This window comes from Streptomyces sp. NPDC020845 (assembly GCF_044334165.1).
Taxonomy (GTDB): Bacteria; Actinomycetota; Actinomycetes; order Streptomycetales; family Streptomycetaceae; genus Streptomyces.
Window position 1 is genome coordinate 433,775 of sequence record NZ_JBIRSJ010000001.1, and the last position, 20,424, is coordinate 454,198.

Annotated in this window: 20 protein-coding genes and 1 pseudogene; 12 read left to right on the top strand and 9 right to left on the bottom strand. The window is 71.1% G+C overall.

The genetic code is table 11. The features are described 5' to 3' along the window. Positions 1-3 precede the first annotated feature (3 nt). Positions 4-4,530 carry an HAD-IC family P-type ATPase gene (locus ACH4U7_RS01705; RefSeq protein ID WP_398526034.1) on the bottom strand — a complete coding sequence of 1,509 codons (4,527 nt, stop codon included), beginning with the start codon at positions 4,528-4,530 and terminating at the stop codon, positions 4-6. A gap of 583 nt (positions 4,531-5,113) precedes the next feature. Between ACH4U7_RS01705 and ACH4U7_RS01710 the strand changes: the two genes are divergently transcribed. The 12 genes from ACH4U7_RS01710 to ACH4U7_RS01765 all read left to right on the top strand — a co-directional run bounded on the left by ACH4U7_RS01710 (position 5,114) and on the right by ACH4U7_RS01765 (position 13,046). Continuing rightward, positions 5,114-5,731 (top strand): hypothetical protein, encoded by a 618-nt coding sequence (locus tag ACH4U7_RS01710; protein WP_398526035.1) that lies wholly within the window; start codon positions 5,114-5,116, stop codon positions 5,729-5,731. Then, positions 5,728-5,925 (top strand): hypothetical protein, encoded by a 198-nt coding sequence (locus tag ACH4U7_RS01715; protein WP_398526036.1) that lies wholly within the window; start codon positions 5,728-5,730, stop codon positions 5,923-5,925. Before ACH4U7_RS01710 ends, ACH4U7_RS01715 begins: the two co-directional genes overlap by 4 nt. A gap of 166 nt (positions 5,926-6,091) precedes the next feature. Next, the gene (locus tag ACH4U7_RS01720; RefSeq protein ID WP_014172832.1) at positions 6,092-6,499 is read left to right on the top strand and encodes a hypothetical protein; all 408 of its coding nucleotides are present in this window, start codon (positions 6,092-6,094) and stop codon (positions 6,497-6,499) included. 45 nt (positions 6,500-6,544) lie between these two features. Continuing rightward, on the top strand, positions 6,545-7,120 hold the full coding sequence (locus ACH4U7_RS01725; RefSeq protein ID WP_398526037.1) for a phage tail protein: 576 nt from the start codon (positions 6,545-6,547) through the stop codon (positions 7,118-7,120). A gap of 34 nt (positions 7,121-7,154) precedes the next feature. Then, positions 7,155-7,445 carry a hypothetical protein gene (locus tag ACH4U7_RS01730; protein ID WP_089505644.1) on the top strand — a complete coding sequence of 97 codons (291 nt, stop codon included), beginning with the start codon at positions 7,155-7,157 and terminating at the stop codon, positions 7,443-7,445. 14 nt (positions 7,446-7,459) lie between these two features. Next, on the top strand, positions 7,460-7,840 hold the full coding sequence (locus ACH4U7_RS01735) for a hypothetical protein (RefSeq protein WP_398526038.1): 381 nt from the start codon (positions 7,460-7,462) through the stop codon (positions 7,838-7,840). A gap of 15 nt (positions 7,841-7,855) precedes the next feature. Then, positions 7,856-8,512, top strand: a complete 657-nt coding sequence (locus tag ACH4U7_RS01740) for a hypothetical protein (protein ID WP_398526039.1) — start codon at positions 7,856-7,858, stop codon at positions 8,510-8,512. Positions 8,513-8,532: 20 nt separating this feature from the next. Then, a complete protein-coding gene (locus ACH4U7_RS01745; RefSeq protein WP_398526040.1) occupies positions 8,533-9,690 on the top strand; it encodes a hypothetical protein in 1,158 nt (385 codons plus the stop codon). Position 9,691: 1 nt separating this feature from the next. Beyond that, the gene (locus tag ACH4U7_RS01750) at positions 9,692-10,603 is read left to right on the top strand and encodes a phage distal tail protein (protein ID WP_398526041.1); all 912 of its coding nucleotides are present in this window, start codon (positions 9,692-9,694) and stop codon (positions 10,601-10,603) included. Between the two features lie 108 nt (positions 10,604-10,711). Next, a complete protein-coding gene (locus ACH4U7_RS01755; RefSeq protein WP_398526042.1) occupies positions 10,712-11,755 on the top strand; it encodes a hypothetical protein in 1,044 nt (347 codons plus the stop codon). Then, on the top strand, positions 11,752-12,849 hold the full coding sequence (locus ACH4U7_RS01760) for a hypothetical protein (protein ID WP_398526043.1): 1,098 nt from the start codon (positions 11,752-11,754) through the stop codon (positions 12,847-12,849). Before ACH4U7_RS01755 ends, ACH4U7_RS01760 begins: the two co-directional genes overlap by 4 nt. Beyond that, the gene (locus ACH4U7_RS01765) at positions 12,849-13,046 is read left to right on the top strand and encodes a hypothetical protein (protein ID WP_398526044.1); all 198 of its coding nucleotides are present in this window, start codon (positions 12,849-12,851) and stop codon (positions 13,044-13,046) included. The genes ACH4U7_RS01760 and ACH4U7_RS01765 overlap by 1 nt, the downstream gene beginning before the upstream one ends. On the opposite strand, the gene ACH4U7_RS01770 is transcribed toward ACH4U7_RS01765, so the two are convergent. From ACH4U7_RS01770 to ACH4U7_RS01805, 8 genes and pseudogenes are all read right to left on the bottom strand, one after another. Further along, entirely contained in the window at positions 13,032-13,292 is a 261-nt protein-coding gene (locus ACH4U7_RS01770) for a cytochrome P450 (protein ID WP_398526045.1), read from the bottom strand. The genes ACH4U7_RS01765 and ACH4U7_RS01770 overlap by 15 nt on opposite strands. Beyond that, positions 13,220-13,447 (bottom strand): annotated as a pseudogene (locus ACH4U7_RS01775) (cytochrome P450); the annotation flags it as partial. The gene ACH4U7_RS01770 and the pseudogene ACH4U7_RS01775, both read right to left, overlap by 73 nt. A 19-nt stretch (positions 13,448-13,466) precedes the next feature. Then, a complete protein-coding gene (locus ACH4U7_RS01780; RefSeq protein ID WP_398526046.1) occupies positions 13,467-14,963 on the bottom strand; it encodes an FAD-dependent oxidoreductase in 1,497 nt (498 codons plus the stop codon). After that, on the bottom strand, positions 14,960-16,894 hold the full coding sequence (gene shc, locus ACH4U7_RS01785; protein WP_398526047.1) for a squalene--hopene cyclase: 1,935 nt from the start codon (positions 16,892-16,894) through the stop codon (positions 14,960-14,962). Before shc ends, ACH4U7_RS01780 begins: the two co-directional genes overlap by 4 nt. Beyond that, positions 16,884-17,303 carry a DUF2834 domain-containing protein gene (locus ACH4U7_RS01790; protein WP_398526048.1) on the bottom strand — a complete coding sequence of 140 codons (420 nt, stop codon included), beginning with the start codon at positions 17,301-17,303 and terminating at the stop codon, positions 16,884-16,886. Before ACH4U7_RS01790 ends, shc begins: the two co-directional genes overlap by 11 nt. Before the next feature lies 1 nt (position 17,304). Beyond that, on the bottom strand, positions 17,305-18,795 hold the full coding sequence (locus ACH4U7_RS01795) for a flavin-containing monooxygenase (RefSeq protein ID WP_398526049.1): 1,491 nt from the start codon (positions 18,793-18,795) through the stop codon (positions 17,305-17,307). A gap of 20 nt (positions 18,796-18,815) precedes the next feature. Then, positions 18,816-19,709, bottom strand: a complete 894-nt coding sequence (locus ACH4U7_RS01800) for a 1,4-dihydroxy-2-naphthoate polyprenyltransferase (protein WP_398526050.1) — start codon at positions 19,707-19,709, stop codon at positions 18,816-18,818. After that, on the bottom strand, positions 19,703-20,422 hold the full coding sequence (locus ACH4U7_RS01805; RefSeq protein ID WP_398526051.1) for a methyltransferase domain-containing protein: 720 nt from the start codon (positions 20,420-20,422) through the stop codon (positions 19,703-19,705). Before ACH4U7_RS01805 ends, ACH4U7_RS01800 begins: the two co-directional genes overlap by 7 nt. Between the last annotated feature and the right edge of the window lie 2 nt (positions 20,423-20,424).

The following is a 20,424-nucleotide window of genomic DNA, read 5'->3' on the forward strand; positions in this document are numbered from 1 at the left end:
GCTTCACTTACCGCTCCTTTGTGCGGTCCCGGAGCTTCGTACGCATGGAGTACAAGGGGCCGTCAGGTGAACCCTCGGTGTCATTCCGGTGCCCGTGTCGGAGCGCACACGAGCGGTGAGGAAGTGCCACGCGGCGGGCAGTACGACGGGGGCCGCCGCCGCTGCCAGTCCGATCGTCCAGCCCGCCGGGCCCAGGGGCCGGCTGCCGAAGAAGTGGCTGAGGCCGGGGAGCGCGACCACCAGGCCGAGGGCCACGAGGGATCCGACGGCGGCGAGGGCGACCACGGGATCACGGCCCGCGTCGGCGAGAGTCTGCAGCAGCTGGGAGGCGACGAGCGCGACCAGGGAGACGGTGTCGGCGCGGGCCCTGGTGCCGGTCGCCCGGGCGACGGCCCATGCGCAGCCCGCGGCGAGCGCCGTGAGGGTGGCGCGCAGGCGGATGTGCCGGGTGAGGGCTCTGCCCAGGGACACCTCGGGCCCTTCCGCGAGCAGTTTCTCGGCCCTGCCCGCCGGAGGACGGGCGGCGATGGCCATGGCCGGCAGCATGTCCGTGAGGAGATTGACGAGGAGCAACTGGCGCGCGTTGAGCGCGCTTCGTCCGGTGAACATGGAGGTCGCCAGCACGAAGGCGATCTCCCCGAGGTTGCCGCCGAGCAGGATGCCCAGCGCCTTGCGGACCGAGGCCCACATGGCGCGGCCCTCCACGATGGCATCGACGACGGTCTCGATGCGGTCGTCGGTGACCACCACATCGGCGGCGGTGCGCGCCGCGGGGGTCGCCCGGGAGCCGATGGCGATGCCGACGTCGGCGAGCCGGATGGCGGGGGCGTCGTTGGCGCCGTCGCCGGTCACGGCCACCACCCGGCCGGCCGAGCGCAGCGTGGTGACGATGCGCACCTTGTGGGCGGGGGTGACCCGGGCGAAGACCGAGATCCGCGGCAGCGCCTCGGTGAGGGCGGCGTCGTCGAGGGCGTCCATCTCCACTCCGGTCATCATCCGCAGCCCCTCGTCCGGCTGCAGCTCACCGGCGATCGCGGCGGCGGTGCTGGGGTGGTCCCCGGTCAGCATGACGACCCGTACGCCGGCCCGGGTCAGCCGGTGGACGCTCTCGGCGGCGGTGGCCCGTACCGGGTCCGCAAGACCCAGCAGGCCCAGCAGCTGCAGCCCCTTGATGTCCGTGTCGTCGAGGGCCGGGGGAGTGGCGGCGACGGTGTCCGGGCCGATGCGTTCGGCGACCACCAGCACCCGCAGGCCGCGGCGCGCCAGACGGTCGATGTCCCGGTCGACCGCCTCCCGCAGCCTCTCGGTGAACGGCATGGTGGTGTCGTTCCGCCTGACCTGTACGCAACGGGTCAAGACGACCTCGGGCGCGCCCTTGACCACCAGCCGGGTCCGGTCCTCGGCCCGGCCGAGCACGGCGTGATATCCGCGCCCCGGTTCGAACGGCAGCTCCGCCAGCCGCTGCCAGCCGTCCGCCGCCTCCCGCCCCTCCGGGGCCGGGGCGGCGCCGACCCGCTCGGCCCCGGAGGCGATGGCACGGTCCGTGGGGTGGGTGAGCGCCGACGTCGGGCCGACGGGGCCCGCGAGGGCCGCGGTGGCGACGATCCGCCGCAGCCGCGGGGTGAGCGCGTCGAGCGTGCGCCTCTCGAGGCCGTCGGACACCTGCTGGAGGCTGATTCTGCCTTCGGTGAGCGTGCCGGTCTTGTCGAAGCACAGCACATCGGTGCGGCCGAGCGCTTCGATGGTGGGGGCGCTGCGCACCAGGGTGTTACGGGTGGACAGCCGACGGGCCGCGGCCAGTTCCGCGACGGTGGCGACGAAGGGCAGACCTTCGGGTACGGCGGCGACGCACAGGCTGACCGCCGAGCCCAGGGCCGTGCCCATGGGCCGCCTGCGGGTGAGGTCGGCGAGGAACAGCGCGACACCCGAGGCGATGGACAGGGGCAGGAACCAGTGGCCCAGAGTGTTCAGGCGGTGTTCCACACCGCTTTCCGGGAGCGCGCCCGCCGGGGCTGCCTGAGCGGCACTGCCGGCCTCGGTGGCGGTTCCGGTGGCGACGACGACGGCGAGTGCGCTGCCTGCCGCCACCGTCGTGCCCTGGTGCAGCATGGAGTGGCGGTCCGCGACCGCCCTCGCCGCGGTCGGGGCGGGCGTTTTCAGCACGAGCTGGGATTCGCCGGTGAGGCTTGATTCGTCCACCTCCAGGCCCGTCGCCTCGAGCACCCGGCAGTCGGCGGGGACCGCGTCACCGGCGCGCAGCTCGATGACATCGCCGCTCACCAGGTGGTCGGCGGATGTCTCGGCGAGGCCGGGTCGGCCCGCCCTGCGCAGCCGGGCCCGGGCCGAGGTCGCCTCGACAAGCCGCTCCGCCGCACGGTCGGCGCCCAGCCGCTGGGCTCCGCCCACCAGCGCGTCGACGGCGAGCACGACACCGATGAGCACCGCGTCCAGTACGGAGCCGAGCGCCGCCGAGATGCCGCCGCCGATCGCGAGGACGGGCGTGAGCGGATTGGCCAGCTCCTCGGCGACCCTCCCGATGAGGGTGACGGCCGCGGTCGGCCGCTCGTGCCCGTCGAACCGACGGCGCCGCCCGGCCTCGGCCTCGTCGAGCCCCCGGGACGATGTGTCGAGCCGGGCAATCACCTGACGTACCGTCATGGCATGCCAGGGCGTCCGCTCGACCGCGGCGGGGGCGGGATGGCTGCGCAGCGCCCATCCCGCCCAGACACCCGTCCCGATCCCGGCGATGGCCGTACCGTCGCTCACGACACGGGCCCGCGCCCAGGCGCCACGCCGGGGAAGGGCCAGGGCCAACGTCGCACCCGCGAGAGCGCCGACCGCTTCGATACGGACACACAGCCGACTCAGCCTGCGGGCGTCCGGAACAGCGGTCAGCAGCAGATGCGCCACATCGGGCGGCGCGGCGACATCCGCGTCCCACGCCACCCGGCGCAGACCACCGGACACCCCGATGCCCAGATCGGCCTGGGCCAGGGCGCGTCCGGTACGGGTGGCGACCACGGCGACACCGCGGCCCTCGCCCTGAAGGGAGCGGACCAGAGCGGCCGTACGGGTGCCGCCGGTGGGCACGGCCTCGTCCAGTCCGAAGCGGCGGTGCAGGCCTGGCGGACCGCCCGCGAGTACCACCCGGCCGCATTCGCGCGCCGCCCGCACCAGATGCTCGGCGAGCGGCTGCAACTGCGGCACCAGGCCCGCGACCGCGACGGGGCGGCCGTCCCGGACGACCAGCAGCACCCGCGCGCCCTGCTCGGCCCACTCCTCGGCCAGGGCAGCCGCCTCCCCGGGCAGTTCCGCTTCCGCGTCCCCGGGCAGTTCCGCTTCCGCCGCCCCAAGCAACTCCGCTTCCGCGTCCTGGCGCTCGGTGAGCGGCCGCAGTGCCCAGCCACCCTGTTCCAGGGGCTGTGCCGAGTCGGTGCCGTCGATCAGCTCGTGGATCACGGCGTGGATCTCATCGAGGTCCGGACCCACGGCCGCGGTCCCGCCAGGCGCCAGGGGCGCCACCGTGCCGACCGTCCATGTACCGGTGGCCAGCACACGGGCGTCGAGGACGACCGTGTCGATGCGGTCGAGCCGACGCAGCGCCTCCGGGCGCAGCACGAGGGCTCCCCGATCGGAGGCGCACTGCCCTACCGTGGCGGCGAAGGTCTCAAGGCCGGACCAGGCAGCTCTCGGGATACCCGCGATCATCGAGGCCAGCGCCCGGTCATGGCTGCGGGTCAGGGCCCCCGTGACGCCGTAACCCGCCACTGCCGCCGGGACAGCCGCATGCGCATACCGCCCGGCCGGCCCCTGCGGCAGCGGCATCGGCCGCTCATGGGCCGGAGCGGCATCGTGGCGGTACGCCCCGTCGCGCCCGCCCAGCCGCAGCGCCCAGTCCTGCCACGCCTGGCGCCGGGCCTTCGTCTCCGTGTACCGGACGGCGGCCAGCAGACCGGATACGACGGGGCCCAGCGGGCGGAACGTCAGCGTCGTGGTGATCAGGTTCGCCGTCGCCCAGCCGACGTCGGCAGCCGCCGCGCCCAGCTTGCGGGCGGCGGCGTCATGCAGCCGCGGAGTGGCCTCCGTGAGCTCGAGCAGGGCCGGTACGACCGGTGGCAGACCCGGGATCCTGGCGATCCGCCCCACCACCGCCACGCCGAAGGCCACCAGACTCCCGGCGACCTGGACCGCGGCACCGACCTGCGCCTCGGGGCCACCGGGGAAACCGACCGCGCGCGGGATCCGCACCCTGTCGGCGCCGGCCTTGCCCCCGCCCTCTCCACGGCCCGTCTCCCGGGCGGCGGCCTCGGCCTCCGCCTCGGCTTCCGTAACGAGGCGGACGACGGATTCCAGGTCGCTTCCGTCCGGTTCGCGGCCGACGAACACGCAGCCGAGCGTCCCGTTCACCTCCGCCCGGCCCACTCCGCGCACCTCACCCAGCCGGGCCTCCAGCCCACGCGCGAGCTCGGCTGCTCCGGGCCGTCGCACGTACCGGACCTCGATCTGCACCCCGCCAGGGACCTGCCACATACGACGCGTCCGCGGCGTCAGTATCCGCCCGAGTGCCGAGAGCACTACGGGAGTTGCCGCCACCGCCCCCGCGGCACTCCGGACGGTCCCGGAAAGCAGGCTTACGATCACATGGCCTCCACCACTGGTGGCCACTGACACGGCACCGTCCCGACGGGCGGCGCCCCTCATCCCCTCAGTATGTGCACATCCCCGCTCCGGCGTCCTGCCGGAGCCCCGGCGGTATCGATCTCCTCCGGAGCACACTTGCCCGCGTATACGGCCTTCAGCCGTGCGGCGACCATCAGGACGGCATCGCGCTCCGTTTCCTCGGGAGCGTTGTGTCCATGCATGGGCGTCACCAACCAGGAGGGGCCCAACAGCGCCGCGCGCTGCCTACGTTCCCATGTTCACCCGCGGGCTGGATCGTCACCAGCGGTCAACAAGTGTGCCGGCGGCCGGCACCCCTACAAGCGCACCATTCCGGTAGGAACCCTTCCGCGTCGTCGGTCGCTCCTAGTGGGCGAGGGGGCAGACGACATGGGGGATTCCTTTGAGCGATGACGCACTTGCGCACCCTGACCGCATCAGAGCGAGCCACTGGATGGCCGTATTGGCGCGGCAATTCCCCGAGCTGCGGGCGGAGCTGGCACCCTCCCCGCACCGCCCCGGGCTCGGGCGGCGGCGCGGGGGCGCCGACCGGCACGGGCCCTCGGCGCCGTTGCGCATGCGGGTCTGCGACACCGTACGGGACATCACCGACGGTGTGGTGGAGCTCGAGGAGGCCGTCCACGACCGGCTGGGGCTGCCGCCCGCCGGCAAGGGATCGGTCGAGGTCAGGCTGGGCCGCCTGGCGGGGCTGCTGGACCGGGTCGAGACCGACCCGGTGCTGATGCGGCATCTGCTGGACGAGGTCGGCGGAATGGCGCGACGCTGCTCCGACGCGCTCGGGGACGCCGAGCCCGTGGTGCGGCTGCGCGGCAGATGTCCGCTGTGCGCGTCGGTCTCGCTGCGGGCCTTTCCGCTGCGCGGGGCGGTGCTGTGCATCAACCCCGGCTGCCGGTGTCCGCAACCGGACTGCGGCTGCGATGAGGACCGGACACATCGGCACTCCTGGCCGGAGGCCGAGTGGGGAGAGCTCGTCGGGCGGGGCGGGATGGCCCTGGAGGAGATCACCGCCGCCCTGGACGGCCGGTCCACCGCCGGGGCGGTGGGCCGATGAGGACCGCTCGGGCACCCGAGGACGCGCTGGTGACCGCCGACCTGGCCGCCCTGGAGGTGGGTGTCACCCCGGCCACCATCCGTAAGTGGGTGCAACTGGAACGGCTGCGGCCCGCGGGTCGCCAGGGCAAGGCGTTCCTCTACCGGCTGGAGGATGTGTTCGCGGCCGAACGTGCCGCCCGGCGACGCATGTGACCTGCGGGCCCCTTGGTCATATAGCGATAAGTGACGACAAGTGGTTGTGCGCGGGCCCGAGTTGCGTCACACTTGGCGACAGCGGCGGAGCTGTGCCCGGGAAACGGGCCACGGTCCCGCCGCTTTTCGCTGTGCGCAGCCCCTGACAACAGCAAGGAGTGCGCGCATGACCGAGCCCTTGGTGATCTTCCCTGACGTCGAACGCCTCGTCGTCGAGCATCTGAAGAACCGCCCCGAACTGGCCGGGGTCCTCGTGGACAACCGGACCCCGCCCGACTTCGACGGAACCCAGAAGGCCGTTCTGGTCTCCCGCGCGGGCGGCGTCTGGGTGGAGGACATCCACCTGGACCAGCCGCTGGTCGACCTCGAGGTGTACGGCCCCGACAAACCCACCGCCCACACCGTGGCCACGGCCGCCCGCACGGCGCTGTTCACCGTACGCGGCACCACGTTCGGCACCGCCTTTGTCACCGACATCACCGAGGTGGACGGCCCCCGCTGGCTGCCCGACCACCTCCACGCCGCGGCCAGCCGCTATCTGTCCACGGCCCGGCTCTCCATCCGCCCGGCGTAGTCGGCCGCTTGCCGCTCTTCCACATCTCGTCACAAGGAGCCACGCATGCCCGGAATGAACCCCAACGAGATCCGTGTAGCGGGGACCGGCCGCATCCTGACCGCCCCGCTCGGAACCACCGTCCCGGCCGACGTGTCCACGGCGTGGGCGTCGGCCTGGAAGGACCTCGGGTACACCAGCACCGACGGCATCAAGTTCAACAAGAAGGACAAGATCGACCCGGTGGACACCTGGCAGTCGGTCAGCCCGGCCCGCTTCGTCTACTCCGACCGCGACCTGACCGTGAAGTTCCAGCTGCTCCAGCTCAACGAGGACACCCTGCCGTTCTTCTTCGGCGGCGACGCGGTGACGGAGACCGCGGCCGGCTCCAAGGTGTACCGCTATGAACTCGACGCCGAGCCGAAGAAGGACGAGCGGATGCTCGGCGTGGAGTTCGCGGACGGTGATGTCATCAAGTACCGCTTCATCATCCGCAGGGGCCAGGTCACCGAGACCGAAGAACTCCAGCTCACCCGCACGGCCGCGGTCCGCCTCGGCGTCACCTTCACCGCGCTGGCCGTGGACAACGACACCCCGCTGGCCACCTGGCTGATGAACGACCCGGCGTTCGCCGGGTCCTGACCCCATTATCCCTGTCGCGAAGGAGCCGTCGTCCATGCCCCCGTTCAATGTCAACGCCGCTCGCGCCCAGCGCCTGGAAGCCCTGGGCCAGACCTGGGACTTCGAGGTCGACGGGGAGACTTTCTCCCTGCCCACCGAGATCCCCCGCCGCTCTGCGCACGCACTCGCCGAGCTCAAGGACAACGACCTGGACGGGCTGCTCGCCCTGCTCATGGGCGAGGAGAGCTACAAGCGGCTGTGCGAACACGAGGTGAGCGTGCAGGACATCGCCGCGATCCTCGAGGCGTACGGCCAGGACACCGGGCTCGGCGTGGGGGAAGGCTGAGCCTCGGCGCGCTCGTGGAGGAGCACGCCGAGGCGCTGGAGGCCGATCTGCTGCGGTACTACGGCGTCGATCTGCTCGACTGGCACCGGGAGACGCTGTCCTCACGGCGGCTGTCGGTCCTGGTCCGCCATCTGCCGCCGGAATCGGCGTTCGTACGGGCCCGCGAGGGCGAGGCCGCGGAGTGGCGGCTGACGGACCATCTGCTGGCGGCGGTGGTCGACCACCTCGCGATCGCCAACTGGATGTACGCGTCCGTCAACCGCGACGAGTACGCGGACCCGCCGGAGGCGCCGGTACCGGTGCCCCGGCCGGGCGCGGGGGCCGCGGGTGCGTCGGGCGGGCAGCCCGACGACTCGGGGCCGACCGCGTCGGAGCTGGCGCGATTCTTCGGCTGACCTGCGGGAGGGACGATGGGCGACATCGTGCGGGACCTGCTCGGATCGGTGCAGGACCTGCGGAAGACCCTGGACAAGAAGCTCAACGAGTGGAACGTCGAGCGCGCCTGGGTGAAGCACGCGATCACCGGCTTGAACTCCGAGGCCAACGCCCTGAAGGCAGAGGTCACCGGTATCACCACGGCCGCCAAGGGGGCGTCTGCCGAAGTCACCGGCGCATCCTTCGGCTTCAAGCTGTTCAACGCCGAGAAGACGCTGTTCGACATGCAGGAGATGCGCGACAAGGCCCGCGGCCTGGACCCGGAATCGCTCAAGGCGGCCATCAAGGCCGTGGAGCAGCGGGTGGCGGCGACGCGTAGCTCTCTCGCCCGTACGATCCTCCGCGTCCGGGGGGAACTGACCGCCCTCAAGTCGGCGACCGAGACGGCTGTCGCCGGCGCGAAACACGCCGCCGAACGAGCCGCCGGCAAGGCGGAGGCCGCCGAGGAGAAGGCGGAACACGCCGAGGCACGGGCTCAGCGCGCACTGGGGCAACAGCGCAGCGCCGCGACGGCGGCAGGCAGACCAACCGGCCGGGAGCGAGCCGTGGATGTGCGCAACATCCGCGAGGCGGAGCAGGCCATCCGCGCCTTGGAAGGACGAATCAACCGACTCGTACAGGCTCTGGAATGACAGGGCCGGAAGGGTGACCGATGTCGCTCCTGCAAGCGCTCAACAGATCCCTCTCCGGCTTCCGCGGCCTGCGCAGCACCGTGGGCCAGACGGACACCAGTGTCTCCAAGTTCGCCCGGACCGCGACCCAGGCCGGCGGCGCCGTCGGCCGTATCAAGGACGACGTCGACAAGTCGGCCAACTCCATGCGCACCCTGCAGCGAGAAGCCAACGCCGCCGAGCGCAGCGTCGCCAAGAGCGGCCGTTCCATGTCCACCGCGGGCCGCAGCGCGGCGACCGGCGGGGGGCTGATGGGGCGGATGAAGACGGGGCTCCAGGGGGTGACCACGGCCCAGAAGGGCCTGAACACCGCTATGAAGTCGAATGTCTTCGGGGCCATTATGGCGCTGCTGATGCCGCTGATCATGAAGCTCGTCGACATGGCCATGCAGTCCAAGACGGTCCAGCGCATCGTCCAGGCGGCCTTCAAAATCGTTGGCCAGGTCATCGGCAGCACGATGCGGGTGGCGAAACAGGTGGTGCAGGCGACCTGGAATGCCATCAAAGTGGCGTTCACGGTCGTGCTGAAGGTCATCTGGACCGTGGTGAAGACCTACTTCAACATCTACAAGACCATCATCACCACGGTCATCCACGCCATCATGGCCGTGATCCGCCCCCTGCTGTCCTTCTTCTCGGAGAAGATCCCCGCCGCGTTCCGGGCCACCAGGAACGGCATCCAGCGCGCGTTCAGCGGGCTGGCGGGGATCGTACGGGGTGCGTTCAGTGCCGTGCTCGGCGCCGTGCGGGGGCCGCTGAACGGGGTGATCGGGCTGGTCAACCAGGCGATCGGGGCGCTGAACCGGGTCAAGGTTTCGGTTCCCTCGTGGGTGCCGGGGATCGGTGGCAAGTCGTTCGGGGTGAACCTGCCCACCATCCCCACACTCGCCCAGGGCGGCATCGTGCTGCCCCGCCCCGGGGGCACCCTCGCACTGCTCGCCGAGGCTGGGCAGGCCGAGGCTGTGTTGCCGCTGAACCGGCTGAACACCCTGCTGGCCCGCACCGGGCCCGTACCCGGGCTCGCCATGGCGGGCAAACCGGGTGGCGGGTTCGTCATCGAGCACTACTACGAGGCCCCGGGCGCCAGCGCCCGGCAGACCGCCGAGGATCTGATGTTCCTGATGAAGGCCAGGGGGTGACATGGTGAGCGAGACCACCACCGCCGCCGAGCCGGGACCGCTGATCACCGCCGATGGGCAGGTGCAGTGGGCCGGGCTGCTGATGGGTCCCGGCACCGACTACTGGATCGCCGCCGAGGGGCTGACCGGCTGGGAGGAGTTGCCCGCCCTGGACTCCTCCGACGCCGACCGCCCGGTCGGCCACGGCGGTTGGCCGGGTTCGCAGTGGGCGCAGGCCCGTACGGTCACCGCGCAGGTGTGGTTCGCGCCGGACCCGGACTCCGGGCCCGAGGGCGCACGGGAGGCCCTGCGCGCGCTGCGCGTGGCCACTGCCGTGCGCGACGAGGAGGAATGGCTCGCGGTGCGGCTGCACGGCGAGACGCTGGCCGTGCGGGCCCGGGTCACCCAGCGCGTCGTCCCCACCGACCGGCAGTTCGCGGCGAGCCGCCTGGCGAAGATGACGCTCCAGTGGAAGGCCGGCGATCCGCGCCGTTACGAGGCGGTGGGGCGGCGGGACACCGTCGGGCTCCCGCAGCGGGAACCGGGCCTGACCTGGCCACTCGTCTGGCCGCTTGCCTGGGGCGCGCCCGGTGCCACGGGCGACCTCACCGTGGAGAACGACGGCAGCGCCCCCGCCCATCCGGTGATCACCTTCACCGGCCCGTGCACCCGGCCGCGCCTGGCCAACCGGGCCGGCGGCGACTGGCTGGAGTACGCGATCACCCTGGCCCCGGACGATGAACTCGTCGTGGACACCGCCGAGGGGACCGTGATGTTCAACGGCACCGCGTCGCGCCGCCACACCGCCGTGCCGGGAAGCGCTCCGGAGGAGTCGTTCACCTTGCCGCCCGGCACCTCGCAGCTGTCCTTCCGGGCCGCGTCGGGAGGCGCGGGCGCCACCGCCACGATCGGCTGGCGGCGCGCGGAGTGGTGAGCCACGGCACCGCCACGGCCCGGCCACCCCACGCGCATGGACAACACCACACACCACACACCCACACGAGAAACACAGAAGTCCTGTGATCACCATGGGAGCCGTCCTATGACCGTTCGTTCCGCCTGGCATCTGCCCACCGGCCAGACCCGCGAGGACACCCGGCTCGCCGTCGGCCTCGGCATGGCGTCCGCCGGGCCGCTGCTGACCCGCGCCGGGTGTGTGTGCGGCGGGCTGCAGCTCACCGGCACCGCCGCCACCAGCATGCAGGCCAAACTCTCTCCCGGGCAGGTGTGGATCGCGGGCACGTCCACCGGTTCGCAGGGTGGCTACCCGGTCACCGTCGACTCCGACACCCTGCTGACCGTCGCCGACGGGCACGCCAGCCTGCCGCGCGTGGACGCGCTGGTCGTACGGGTCTACGACAACGACTACGACGGCCTCGGCAAGTACGAGGCCACCCTGGAGCTCCTTCAGGGCACCCCGGCCGGTTCCCCCACCGCCCCGGCCGTGCCCAAGAACGCCGAACTCCTCTACGAGATCGCCGTTCCCGCCGGGGCGTCCGCCGCCAAGGGCATCACCTGGGCCTCCGCCATCACCGACCGCCGCCGCTACACCGCGGCGCTGGGCGGGATCGTTCCCGCGGCGGGCGGGGCGCCGCACAACGGGGCGTATGTCGGGCAGTACCGTGACGTGGGCGGCCGGCTGGAGCGCTGGGACGGCGCCCAGTGGACGAAGTTCATTCCGAACGCGGTGCTGATGCACACCGCGGACTGGGGCGGCACCACCTCCACCTCGTATGTCGAGGTCCTTCCCATCGACACCACCGTCCCCCTCGTCGCCACCTTCACCGCCCCGCCCTCGCGGTGGGTGTCCCTCACCTTCGGTGCCTTCACGGCGGCCGACGGGGACACCACCGCGTACATCTCCTTCAGGATCAGGCTGCAGAGCGGCACCGAAGTGCTCGCCCCCTCCGACGACCGCGCGGCGATCCTCGTCGGGACGGCCAGGGCATCCATCTCCACCTGCTTCCCGGTGGGCAACCTCACCCCCGGCGCCGTCTACACCGCGACCGCCGCCTACCGGTCCTCCGTCGCCGGCACGCGCGCGCACTTCGACAACCGTTTCATCCGCATCGACCCCGTGGCGTGAGTGCCGTGGACGCCCGCTACCGCGCCGTGTTCACCGATCTGCGCACCGACCAGGCCATCGATGTGCTGCCCCTGCAAGGCGTGGAGTACGACGACTACCTCGGCAAACCCGGATCGCTCAGCGCGACCCTGCCGGTGCCCGATGCCCGGATGGCCCGGCGCGTCCGGGAACTGGTGGAGGGGCGAACCGCCGTCTATCTGGAGCGCGGGGACGAGGTGTGCTGGGGCGGCATCGTATGGACCCTGACCCCGGCCACCGACGACCGGGGCAGCACGACGGTCGGGCTTCAGGCGGCCACCTTCGACTCGTACGCGGGCCGCCGCTACATCCGCGCGAACCTGAACTTCTCCGCGGTCGACCAACTGGAGATCGTCCGTGGGCTGTGGGAGTACATGCAGGGGGCCGAGGGCGGCCGGATCGGGGTGGAATACGAGACGACGGCGCCGACCGTGTCCCGCACGGTGGCCTACCGCGACGGGGACGAGACCCTGGTGGAGGAGGCGATCGGGCAACTGGCGGCGATGGAGCCCGGCTTCGAGTACCGGATCGCGGTGTACCGGGATCCGGTGACGGGACGGCGGGTGAAGCTGCTCCAGCTCGGCTCGCCGAAGATCCAGGTGGGCAGCCAGCCCGTGATGCTGGACCTGCCGGGCGATGTGCTGTCGTACGCCTTCCCCCGCGACGCCACGCGCGGCGGGACGACCACACGGGCCAGGGGCGGTACCCCGGAGGGCGGGGCGAGCGGTCCGGTCCTGTCCGGGGAGCAGGTGGCGCAGGACCTGATCGCGGCCGGGTTCCCCCGGCTGGACACCACCTCCGACCACAGCAACGTCACCGACAAGGCGACGCTCGACGCGTTCGCCCGCTCCGAGCTCGCCGCCCTGCGCGGCCCGGTGGTCATCCCCTCGGTCCGGATCCGTCTCGGCTCCGACACCACGCCCGCGCTGCTGGGCACGACCGTGCGGCTGCGGATCAAGGACGTGTGGTTCTCCGAGGGCCTGGACGCCCGCTATCGCGTGGTCGGCACCAAGGTCACCGCCCCCGAGCGGGGACGCCCGGAGACCGCCGATCTGTATCTGGAGGAGGCTGACTGATGGCGAACCTGCCCGAGGACATCGTGGACCGGATCAGGGCCCTGGAACGGCAGGTCCACCGGCTCACCACCTACGTCAACAGCAAACCCGGCACGATGCCGGCCACACTGGCGGCAGCGGAGCCGCCACCACCTCCCGCCCAGGAGGATCCCGCGGACGAGCCGCCGCCACCTGGTCCTGTGTCAGGGAACCCGTGACTGTGATGTGCGTTGCCGCCGGTCGTCGTCGCCCCGACGTGCCGTGACGGCGACGAGGGCGAACTGGTCGCCGATGCATTTACGGGCGCCGCCACCGAACACGGTGACCGGGACCTCCGGTCCCCGCTCGGCCGGCTTCCAGCGGTCGGGGTCGAAGGTTTCCGGAGGTCGGGCCCCGGGAAGCGGCTGTGGCGGAAGGCCGGCTGGATCAGCCGACGCTGTCGGCGGTGTTCCCCGCTCGGGCAACTGGCGAGGCCCTGCCCGCCCGCTTCGCGCAGCCTCTCGTAGAGGGGCCCGCCCTTGTCGAAGACCCGGTGGAACGCCGCCAGGTGTCCCACGACAGGTATCGCACCGGGTGCCTGAACCACCGCGGAACCGCTGCCCGTGTCACCATCTCCCATTGGTTCCCATTGCTGAGGTCTACGGTTGCCCGCCGAGGTCGTGTTCGGCGGTGGCCGCCGCCCCACGTCCCCGTGGGCGCCTGGCCAGCAACCGGACGGCCGCGGCGACCGGGGCGAGCGCCACCCGCAGGCCACGGGCGGCCGAGGGGTTGACCGTGCCGATGTCGCGGATCCGCACCCGCGGGGCGTCAGGACGCAGCGCCCGACGGACCGACTCGGCGGCGGCCAGCCCCGACCGGACCGCGCCTTCCATACCGGCCACGCCCGGCGGGGCGGCGCAGAAGTCCCCGGCGATGTGCAGATTGGCCAGTGCGGTCGAGCTCACCGGTCGGTACTGGTCGGAGCCCGGCCCGGGGGCGAAGAACGGCTCCGCGAAGTGCGGTTGATAGCAGACGTGCTCGATGTCGTCCCAGGTGAGCACCGGCAGATAGCCCATCAGCTCCTCCACCAGCACCTTGACCGCCTCGGCTTCGGACAGCTCCGCGAGCCGCGCGACACGGCCGACCACGCAGTTGAGGAGGGTGGTGCGGTGTCCTTCCCAGACCTGACCGACGTCGATCAGGGTGATGGCATGACGCGAGCCGACCAGGCGTATGTGCTCGTCCGGCAGCCCCGGCAACCGCCGCCGCAGATATACGTGCAGCGCCCCGAGCGGACGGGAGCGCAGCTCGTTGACCCCATGAGACGGTCGCAGCGCACCGGTGACGGCGGGGCCGAGCCGTGACAGACGCCCGTGTGGGATCGCCAGCACCAGGTGTCCGTTGACCTCCTCGATCACGGTGTCCCCGTCGCACACCGTGATGGTGTCCAGACGATCGCCGGCCACGGAGGCCTCGAGCAGTTCCACACCGGTGCGGACCTCGACGCCATCGGCTTCCAGGCGCCGTCGGAAGGGGCCGATGAACCAGGTGTGCAGATCGCCCTTCGGCATCCGTATGCGACCGGGCTGCCCGGAGAACGCGGCGATGCTGCCGCGGAAGGCCGCCGCCGACGAGGCCCGGCTCTCCGCGGCGCTGGACGCGACGAACAGGTGCTCGATGTCGGCGATGGCCGTGTCGGTCAGATACCAGCGGCTGTGGAGAAAGTCGTGGAAGGATTCGTCGTGGCCCTCGTACCGCTGGGCGAGCAGATCGATCAGCCCGTAGTAGAACAGCAGCCGGTCGGCGGCCGGCGTGACCCCCGACCGGATGTCCTTGACGAAGTCCCTCAGCGTGAAGAGCGACCGGAAGGTGCGGAAGGTGGGGAACTCACTCGGCATCAACTGGTAGAAGTTGTCGCACTCGCGCAGGTTGTCAACGATGCCCAGCTCCTCGACGAGGCGGAGCGCATTGCCGTACCAGGCGGGGAAGATATGCACTCCGTGGTCCTCGACCCGGTTGTCGATCACTCGCGATCCGGCCATTCCGCCGAGTTCCGGTGCGGCTTCCAGCAGCCGCACCGGCACTCCGAGCCTGCGGATGGTCCACGCCGCCGTCATCCCGGCGAGGCCGCCCCCGATCACGGTCACACTCGTCATCGCCACTCCGTTCCGTCGGCGTCAAATGTTCCGTCGGTGCGGGCCGATCCGCCCATACCGGCCCGGTAGGCCGACATGGCCATGACCGGATAGACAAGGCGCAGCAGGGTGTCCCGCCAGTACAGGCCGTCGTGGTGGACGACCCAGGTGTGCCACGGTTCGGCCCAGTCACCGTCGGCCTGCTGGGTGCGGATCAGGAAGTCGAGGCCCGCGCGTACCGGCTCGCTGTCGGCGCGGCCGGCGGCGATCAGCGCCAGCAGCGCCCAGGCCGTCTGCGAGGGGGTGCTGTCGCCGGTCCCGATCCACGCCGGATCGTGCAGCGCGCGGATGTCCTCCCCCCAACCGCCGTCGTCCTGCTGGTGCGCGACGATCCAGGCGCACGCCCGGCTCACGGTCGGGTCGGTGCCCGGAACCCCGCACGCGGTGAGCCCGGTGACCGCGGCGCTCGTACCGTGCAGGTGGTAGCAGGCCCACCAGCCGGGCCACGATCCGTCCGGACGCTGGTTGCGGCGCAGCCATGCGATGCCGCGGCGGGCGGCGGGAGTGTGGGCCCTGCCATCGGCGCCCAGCGCCTCCAGCACATGCCCGGTGATATCGGCGGACGGCGCTTCGAGGAATCCGATCCGGGCGAGTGCGTCGCGTCCCGGCAGCTGCCAGCGCATCGGTTCGAAGGCCGTCCAGCCGCCGTCCTTGCTCTGCTGGGACAGCATCCACCGGCAGGCGCGCGCACAGGCGTCGTCGACGGCCGGGTTGGTGCCGCGCGGGTGGAGCCGGCGCAGCGCGGCCACCGCGAAGGAAGTGTCGTCGGTGTCGGGGTTGGCGTTGTTGTCGAACTCGTACGGCCATCCGCCGGGGACCGGGTCCTTGGTCAGCACGGCCCAGTCGCCCAGTTCGGTGACCTGGTTGGTGAGCAGCCAACGCACCGCCTGCTCGGCGGCGGACCGCGCGGCGGGGTCGCCCGTCATGGCGGCCGCGGACATGGCGAGGGCGGTGTCCATGACCACCGAGGTCCACATCTCCAGCCGACGCTGCCCGTTCCTGGTGACCACGTACCGGTCGAGCGCCGCCATCGCCGACTCGACGACCGGATGGTCCTGCCGGTAGCCGACGGCGTCCAGGCCCACCACGACATTCGCGGTCTGCGGCCAGTTGCCGCCCCAGCTGCCGTCCCGCTCCTGGGCGCGGACGAGCCACTTGGCGGCCTTGCGGATCGCCCGGCGGCGCAGGAAGCCGATCGGATGGCGGGCGTACCAATGGCTGAGCGTGGTCGCGATCCGCACCGCGGGGGGCCTCGGCAGCTGCCGGGCGGTGGCCACGGGCCGGGCGAACAGCTCTTTGATGTCGAATCCGGCCGGGGTGACCGGGCGGTGCGCCATGAACAGGCTGTTGGCGACGACGACGCCGCGGGCGGCGGCGCCGATCTGGTAGATGTTCCCGGGAAATCTGCTGGGCAGCAGGATGAGCTCCGGCGGGATGAGCGGGATGTCGCGCCACGGCCACAGCCCGATGAGGGCCAGCCACGCGAGCATCGTCGGATTGTCGACCGCCTCGACGCCGCCGTTGCCACGAATCGACTCGGCCGCCGCGCGCATCGCCGGTTCGTCGGGGTCATGACCGGCGAGTCGCAGCGCGACATAGCAGAAGACGGACAGCAGGAGTTCGTCCGGTCCCTTGTGATAGCTCGCCCAGCCGCCCGTGGCCGACTGCTCGGCGAGGATCGTCTTCGCGGCGGCGGTGGTCACAGCGTCATCCGACAACCGCAGAAAATGTTGCAGTATGACCTCGGCGGCCTCGCCGATCAGGCTGGTCTCGAACTCCCCCTTCCAATAGCCGGCGGGGTCCTGGCGTCGCCGGAGCGCGCCGACGGCCAGGGCCAGGGAGCGTTCGATATTTTCGGTGAATTCGGTGAATTCGATGGCGTCAGTGGTCATCGCTGCCTTTCTCTCGTGATTCCGCGGACAGCCGTGCGGATGGGTTTGGGGCACACTTCGCCGCGGACGCGATTTTCAACTGGCGGATGAACATGAAGAGCGGGAAGCTCACGCACAGCGCCAGCAGCGGGGCGCCGATGATGTACGCCCAGACGTACCGGATCCCGAGCCGCCGCGCTTCGACGACCATGAATCCCGCGAGCGCGATCCATACGAGCGTCAGATCCGCGTAGATGAGCCGGGACGCCGCATTGGTCATCGCGTCGCGCAGAAAGTCCCCCAGGACCCCGAACGGGCCGTCCTCACGGTGTTTCAGTACGTAGTCGACGATCAGCGAAGTCATGACCAGGAAGCCGCCGATGGTGAACAGCCCGTAGAACAGGCACAGTGCGCGGTCCCTGTCACGCACGTCAGCCGACCACGTCGTAGCGGTAGTCGTCGAGGTCGAAGCGTCTGGCGCGCCGAGCGGCCTCGTACGTCGTGGCCGGCCGGACGGCCGGTGCGTCGCCGCGCCCGTCGAAGTAGTAACTGTTCGACCCCCTGCATCTGTCGCTGGCGAAGATGGTGTTCCGCTGCCGGCGGAGCGTTTCCTCAAACGATCTGTCATGTTTCTCCGGCCGGATCGCCACCTCCGTGGCGCGCCGTCGCCGGGCCTCCTTGATCACTCGCAGCGCATGCGTGACTTGGTAGTCGATCGCGCCGAACCAGGACCCACCGGTGAAGGAGTACGGTCCGACGATGAACCACAGATTCGGGAAGCCCTTCACCGAACTTCCCTCATAGGCCTGAAAACGCTCGGTCCGCCAGAACTCCCGGATATCACGGCCGTCGGTGCCGTGCATCGGGAAGGGCGGCAGATTCTCCAGGACATGGAATCCGGTGGCCAGCACCAGCGCATCGAGTGCTCGCTCCCCGCCGTCCACCGTGCGGATACCGGTCTCGGTGATCCGCTCGATGCCTTCGGTGATGAGCTCGACATCGTCGCGGGTGAAGGAACGCCAATATCCCTTGGCGAACGACGGTCGCTTGCAGCCCAGCGCATAAGCGGGCGTGAGCTTTTCCCGTAACAAGCGGTCTCCTCTGACCTGGCTGCGCAGATAGAGCCGGGACACCGCCTCCCCGGCCCGTACCAGAAAGGGAAACTGGCGGTGGTGAACCATGGCGATCACAAAGCTGAGCTCGGTCACGGCATCCGTGAGCAGCCGTACCGTCCGCTGCGTCCACGGAGCGGTCCGAAACAGCCGGCGGACGGCCGCGGGCAGCGCGAAGTCCGGTTTCGGGAACAGCCATATCGGGGTGCGCTGGTAGACATGGAGCCGCGCCACCCGAGGCGCGATCTCCGGAATCACCTGCACCGCCGACGCCCCGGTGCCGATCACGCCCACGCGTCGGCCGGCCAGGTCCAAGGACGGATCCCATGCCGCGGTGTGCACGACATCGCCCTTGAACCGGTCCAGTCCCTCGATATCGGGCGCCTTCGGCCGGGTGAGCCACCCGGTGGCACAGATGATGAACCGCGCCGTGATCGAGGTGCCGTCCCCCAGGAAGAGCTGCCACAGGTGCTCCGACGCGTGGTACTCGGCCCGTACGACCTTCGCCTTCAACCGCAGATGGGTCCGGATCCCGTACTTGTGGACGCAGTGGTCCGCGTACGCCTTCAGCTCCGCTCCGGGAGGAAAGACCCGAGACCACGACGGGACCGGCTCGAAGGCGAAGGAGTAGGAGAACGCGGTGATGTCCACGGCCACGCCGGGATATCTGTTGGCATGCCAGGTGCCGCCGACACCGTCCTGCTCGTCCACCACCACGAAGTCGTCGATACCGGCCCGCCGCAGTCCGATCGCCGCGCCGATACCGGCGAACCCCGCGCCGATCACCACCACTTCGTGCTCCGGTGCCACCGGTGTTCCCCTCCGGGCGGTCATCGGGCGAGGCCGATCGCCAGCAGGGCCCCGAAGACGAGCAGCAGCAGACAGGTGTGCTCCAGCGCCGCGATCAAATCGGCTCCGCGCGCCCCGGTCACCACCCGGCGCAGCGGAAACACGGCGAACGGAGCGGCGGCGAACACCAGCAGCGACCAGGGCCGTGCCATGGCCAGCGCCGGCCCCGACGCGAAGGCGGCACCGACGCAGAACACATAGAGCATGCGGGTCCGCCGGTCGCCCAGCCGCACCGCCAAGGTGATCTTCCCCGCCGCGGCATCGGTCGGGATGTCCCTGAGGTTGTTCGTCACCAGCAGCGCACACACGAGCAGCCCGACGGGGACCGCCGCGCCGAGCGCGAGCAGCGGCACCCGGCCGAGCTGGATATAGGCCGTGGCGCATACGGCGATGACCCCGTGGAACAGGAACACGCTCACCTCGCCGAGCCCGCGGTACCCATAAGGCCGGGAGCCGCCGGTGTAGAACCAGCCGCCCAGCGCGCAGAACGCCGTCAGCGCCAGCAGCCACCACGAGATCGTCACGGCCATGAGCACCCCGGCCAGGGCCGCCAGGGCATACAGCACCATGCCGCTGCGCAGCACCTGCCGCGGCGCCGCCTGCCCGGATCCGACCAGCCGAACGGGTCCCACCCGGTGGGTGTCGGCTCCCCGGATGCCATCGCTGTAGTCGTTGAGGAAGTTTGTGCCGATGACGAAACAGAGCGCGAACACCACGGTCAGGGCGGCACGCCACCAGCTGACCCGGCCGAGCGAATGGGCGATCGCCGTTCCCACCGCGATCGGCGCGAAGGTCGCGGGCAGGGTCTTCAGCCGCGCGCCGATCAGCCAGTTCCGTACGGCGCTCCGGGGCGGCCGCCGCTGAGCGGTCACCATTTGGTCCCCACACCCAGAAAGAGAACGGCGGTGGATTTGGTGCGGACCATACGGACCTCCTCGCGCCGCCGCGTCAGGAAGCGGATCCCGTCCCCGAAGTGCGGTCGCAGACCGAGCAGTTCGAGCTCCACGCCATGCGCTCGCGCGACGTGGATCAGCCGCGCCCGGTTGACGAAGAGGCGGTGATCGTGGGTGCCACGCGGCGGTCGGCCCGGAACGGGCAGGTTCTCGGCGATCGTGATGGACACCAGCCGGGCCACCCTGGTGTCGGCGATGGTGTCGACGATCAAGGTGCCCCCGGGGCGCAGGACCCGGCACAGCTCACCCACCACCGCGAAGGGGTCCGGTACGTGTTCGAGGCACTGCCCCGCCGTGACCACGTCGAACGACTCGTCGGCGAAGGGGAGCACGGCGATATCGGCCCGGGCGACCGCGTGGAAGCCATGGTGGCGGGCCTCGCAGAGCGAAGCGGCCGACAGGTCCACGCCGATCACGCGGTATCCCTTGCCGACCAGATGCGGGCCGAACAGGCCACCCCCACAGGCGACATCGAGGAGCAGGGCCTGTTTGTTCTGGGGTACGGGGACGAAACCGGCCCGGGCGCGGGCGATCCAACCGAGCGGGGCAAGCGGTCCTCGAGGGTCCCACCATCGATCGGCGAGACCGTCGTAGTCGGTGATGAAATTCCTTCGGAGCCCTGACACGACCACCATCC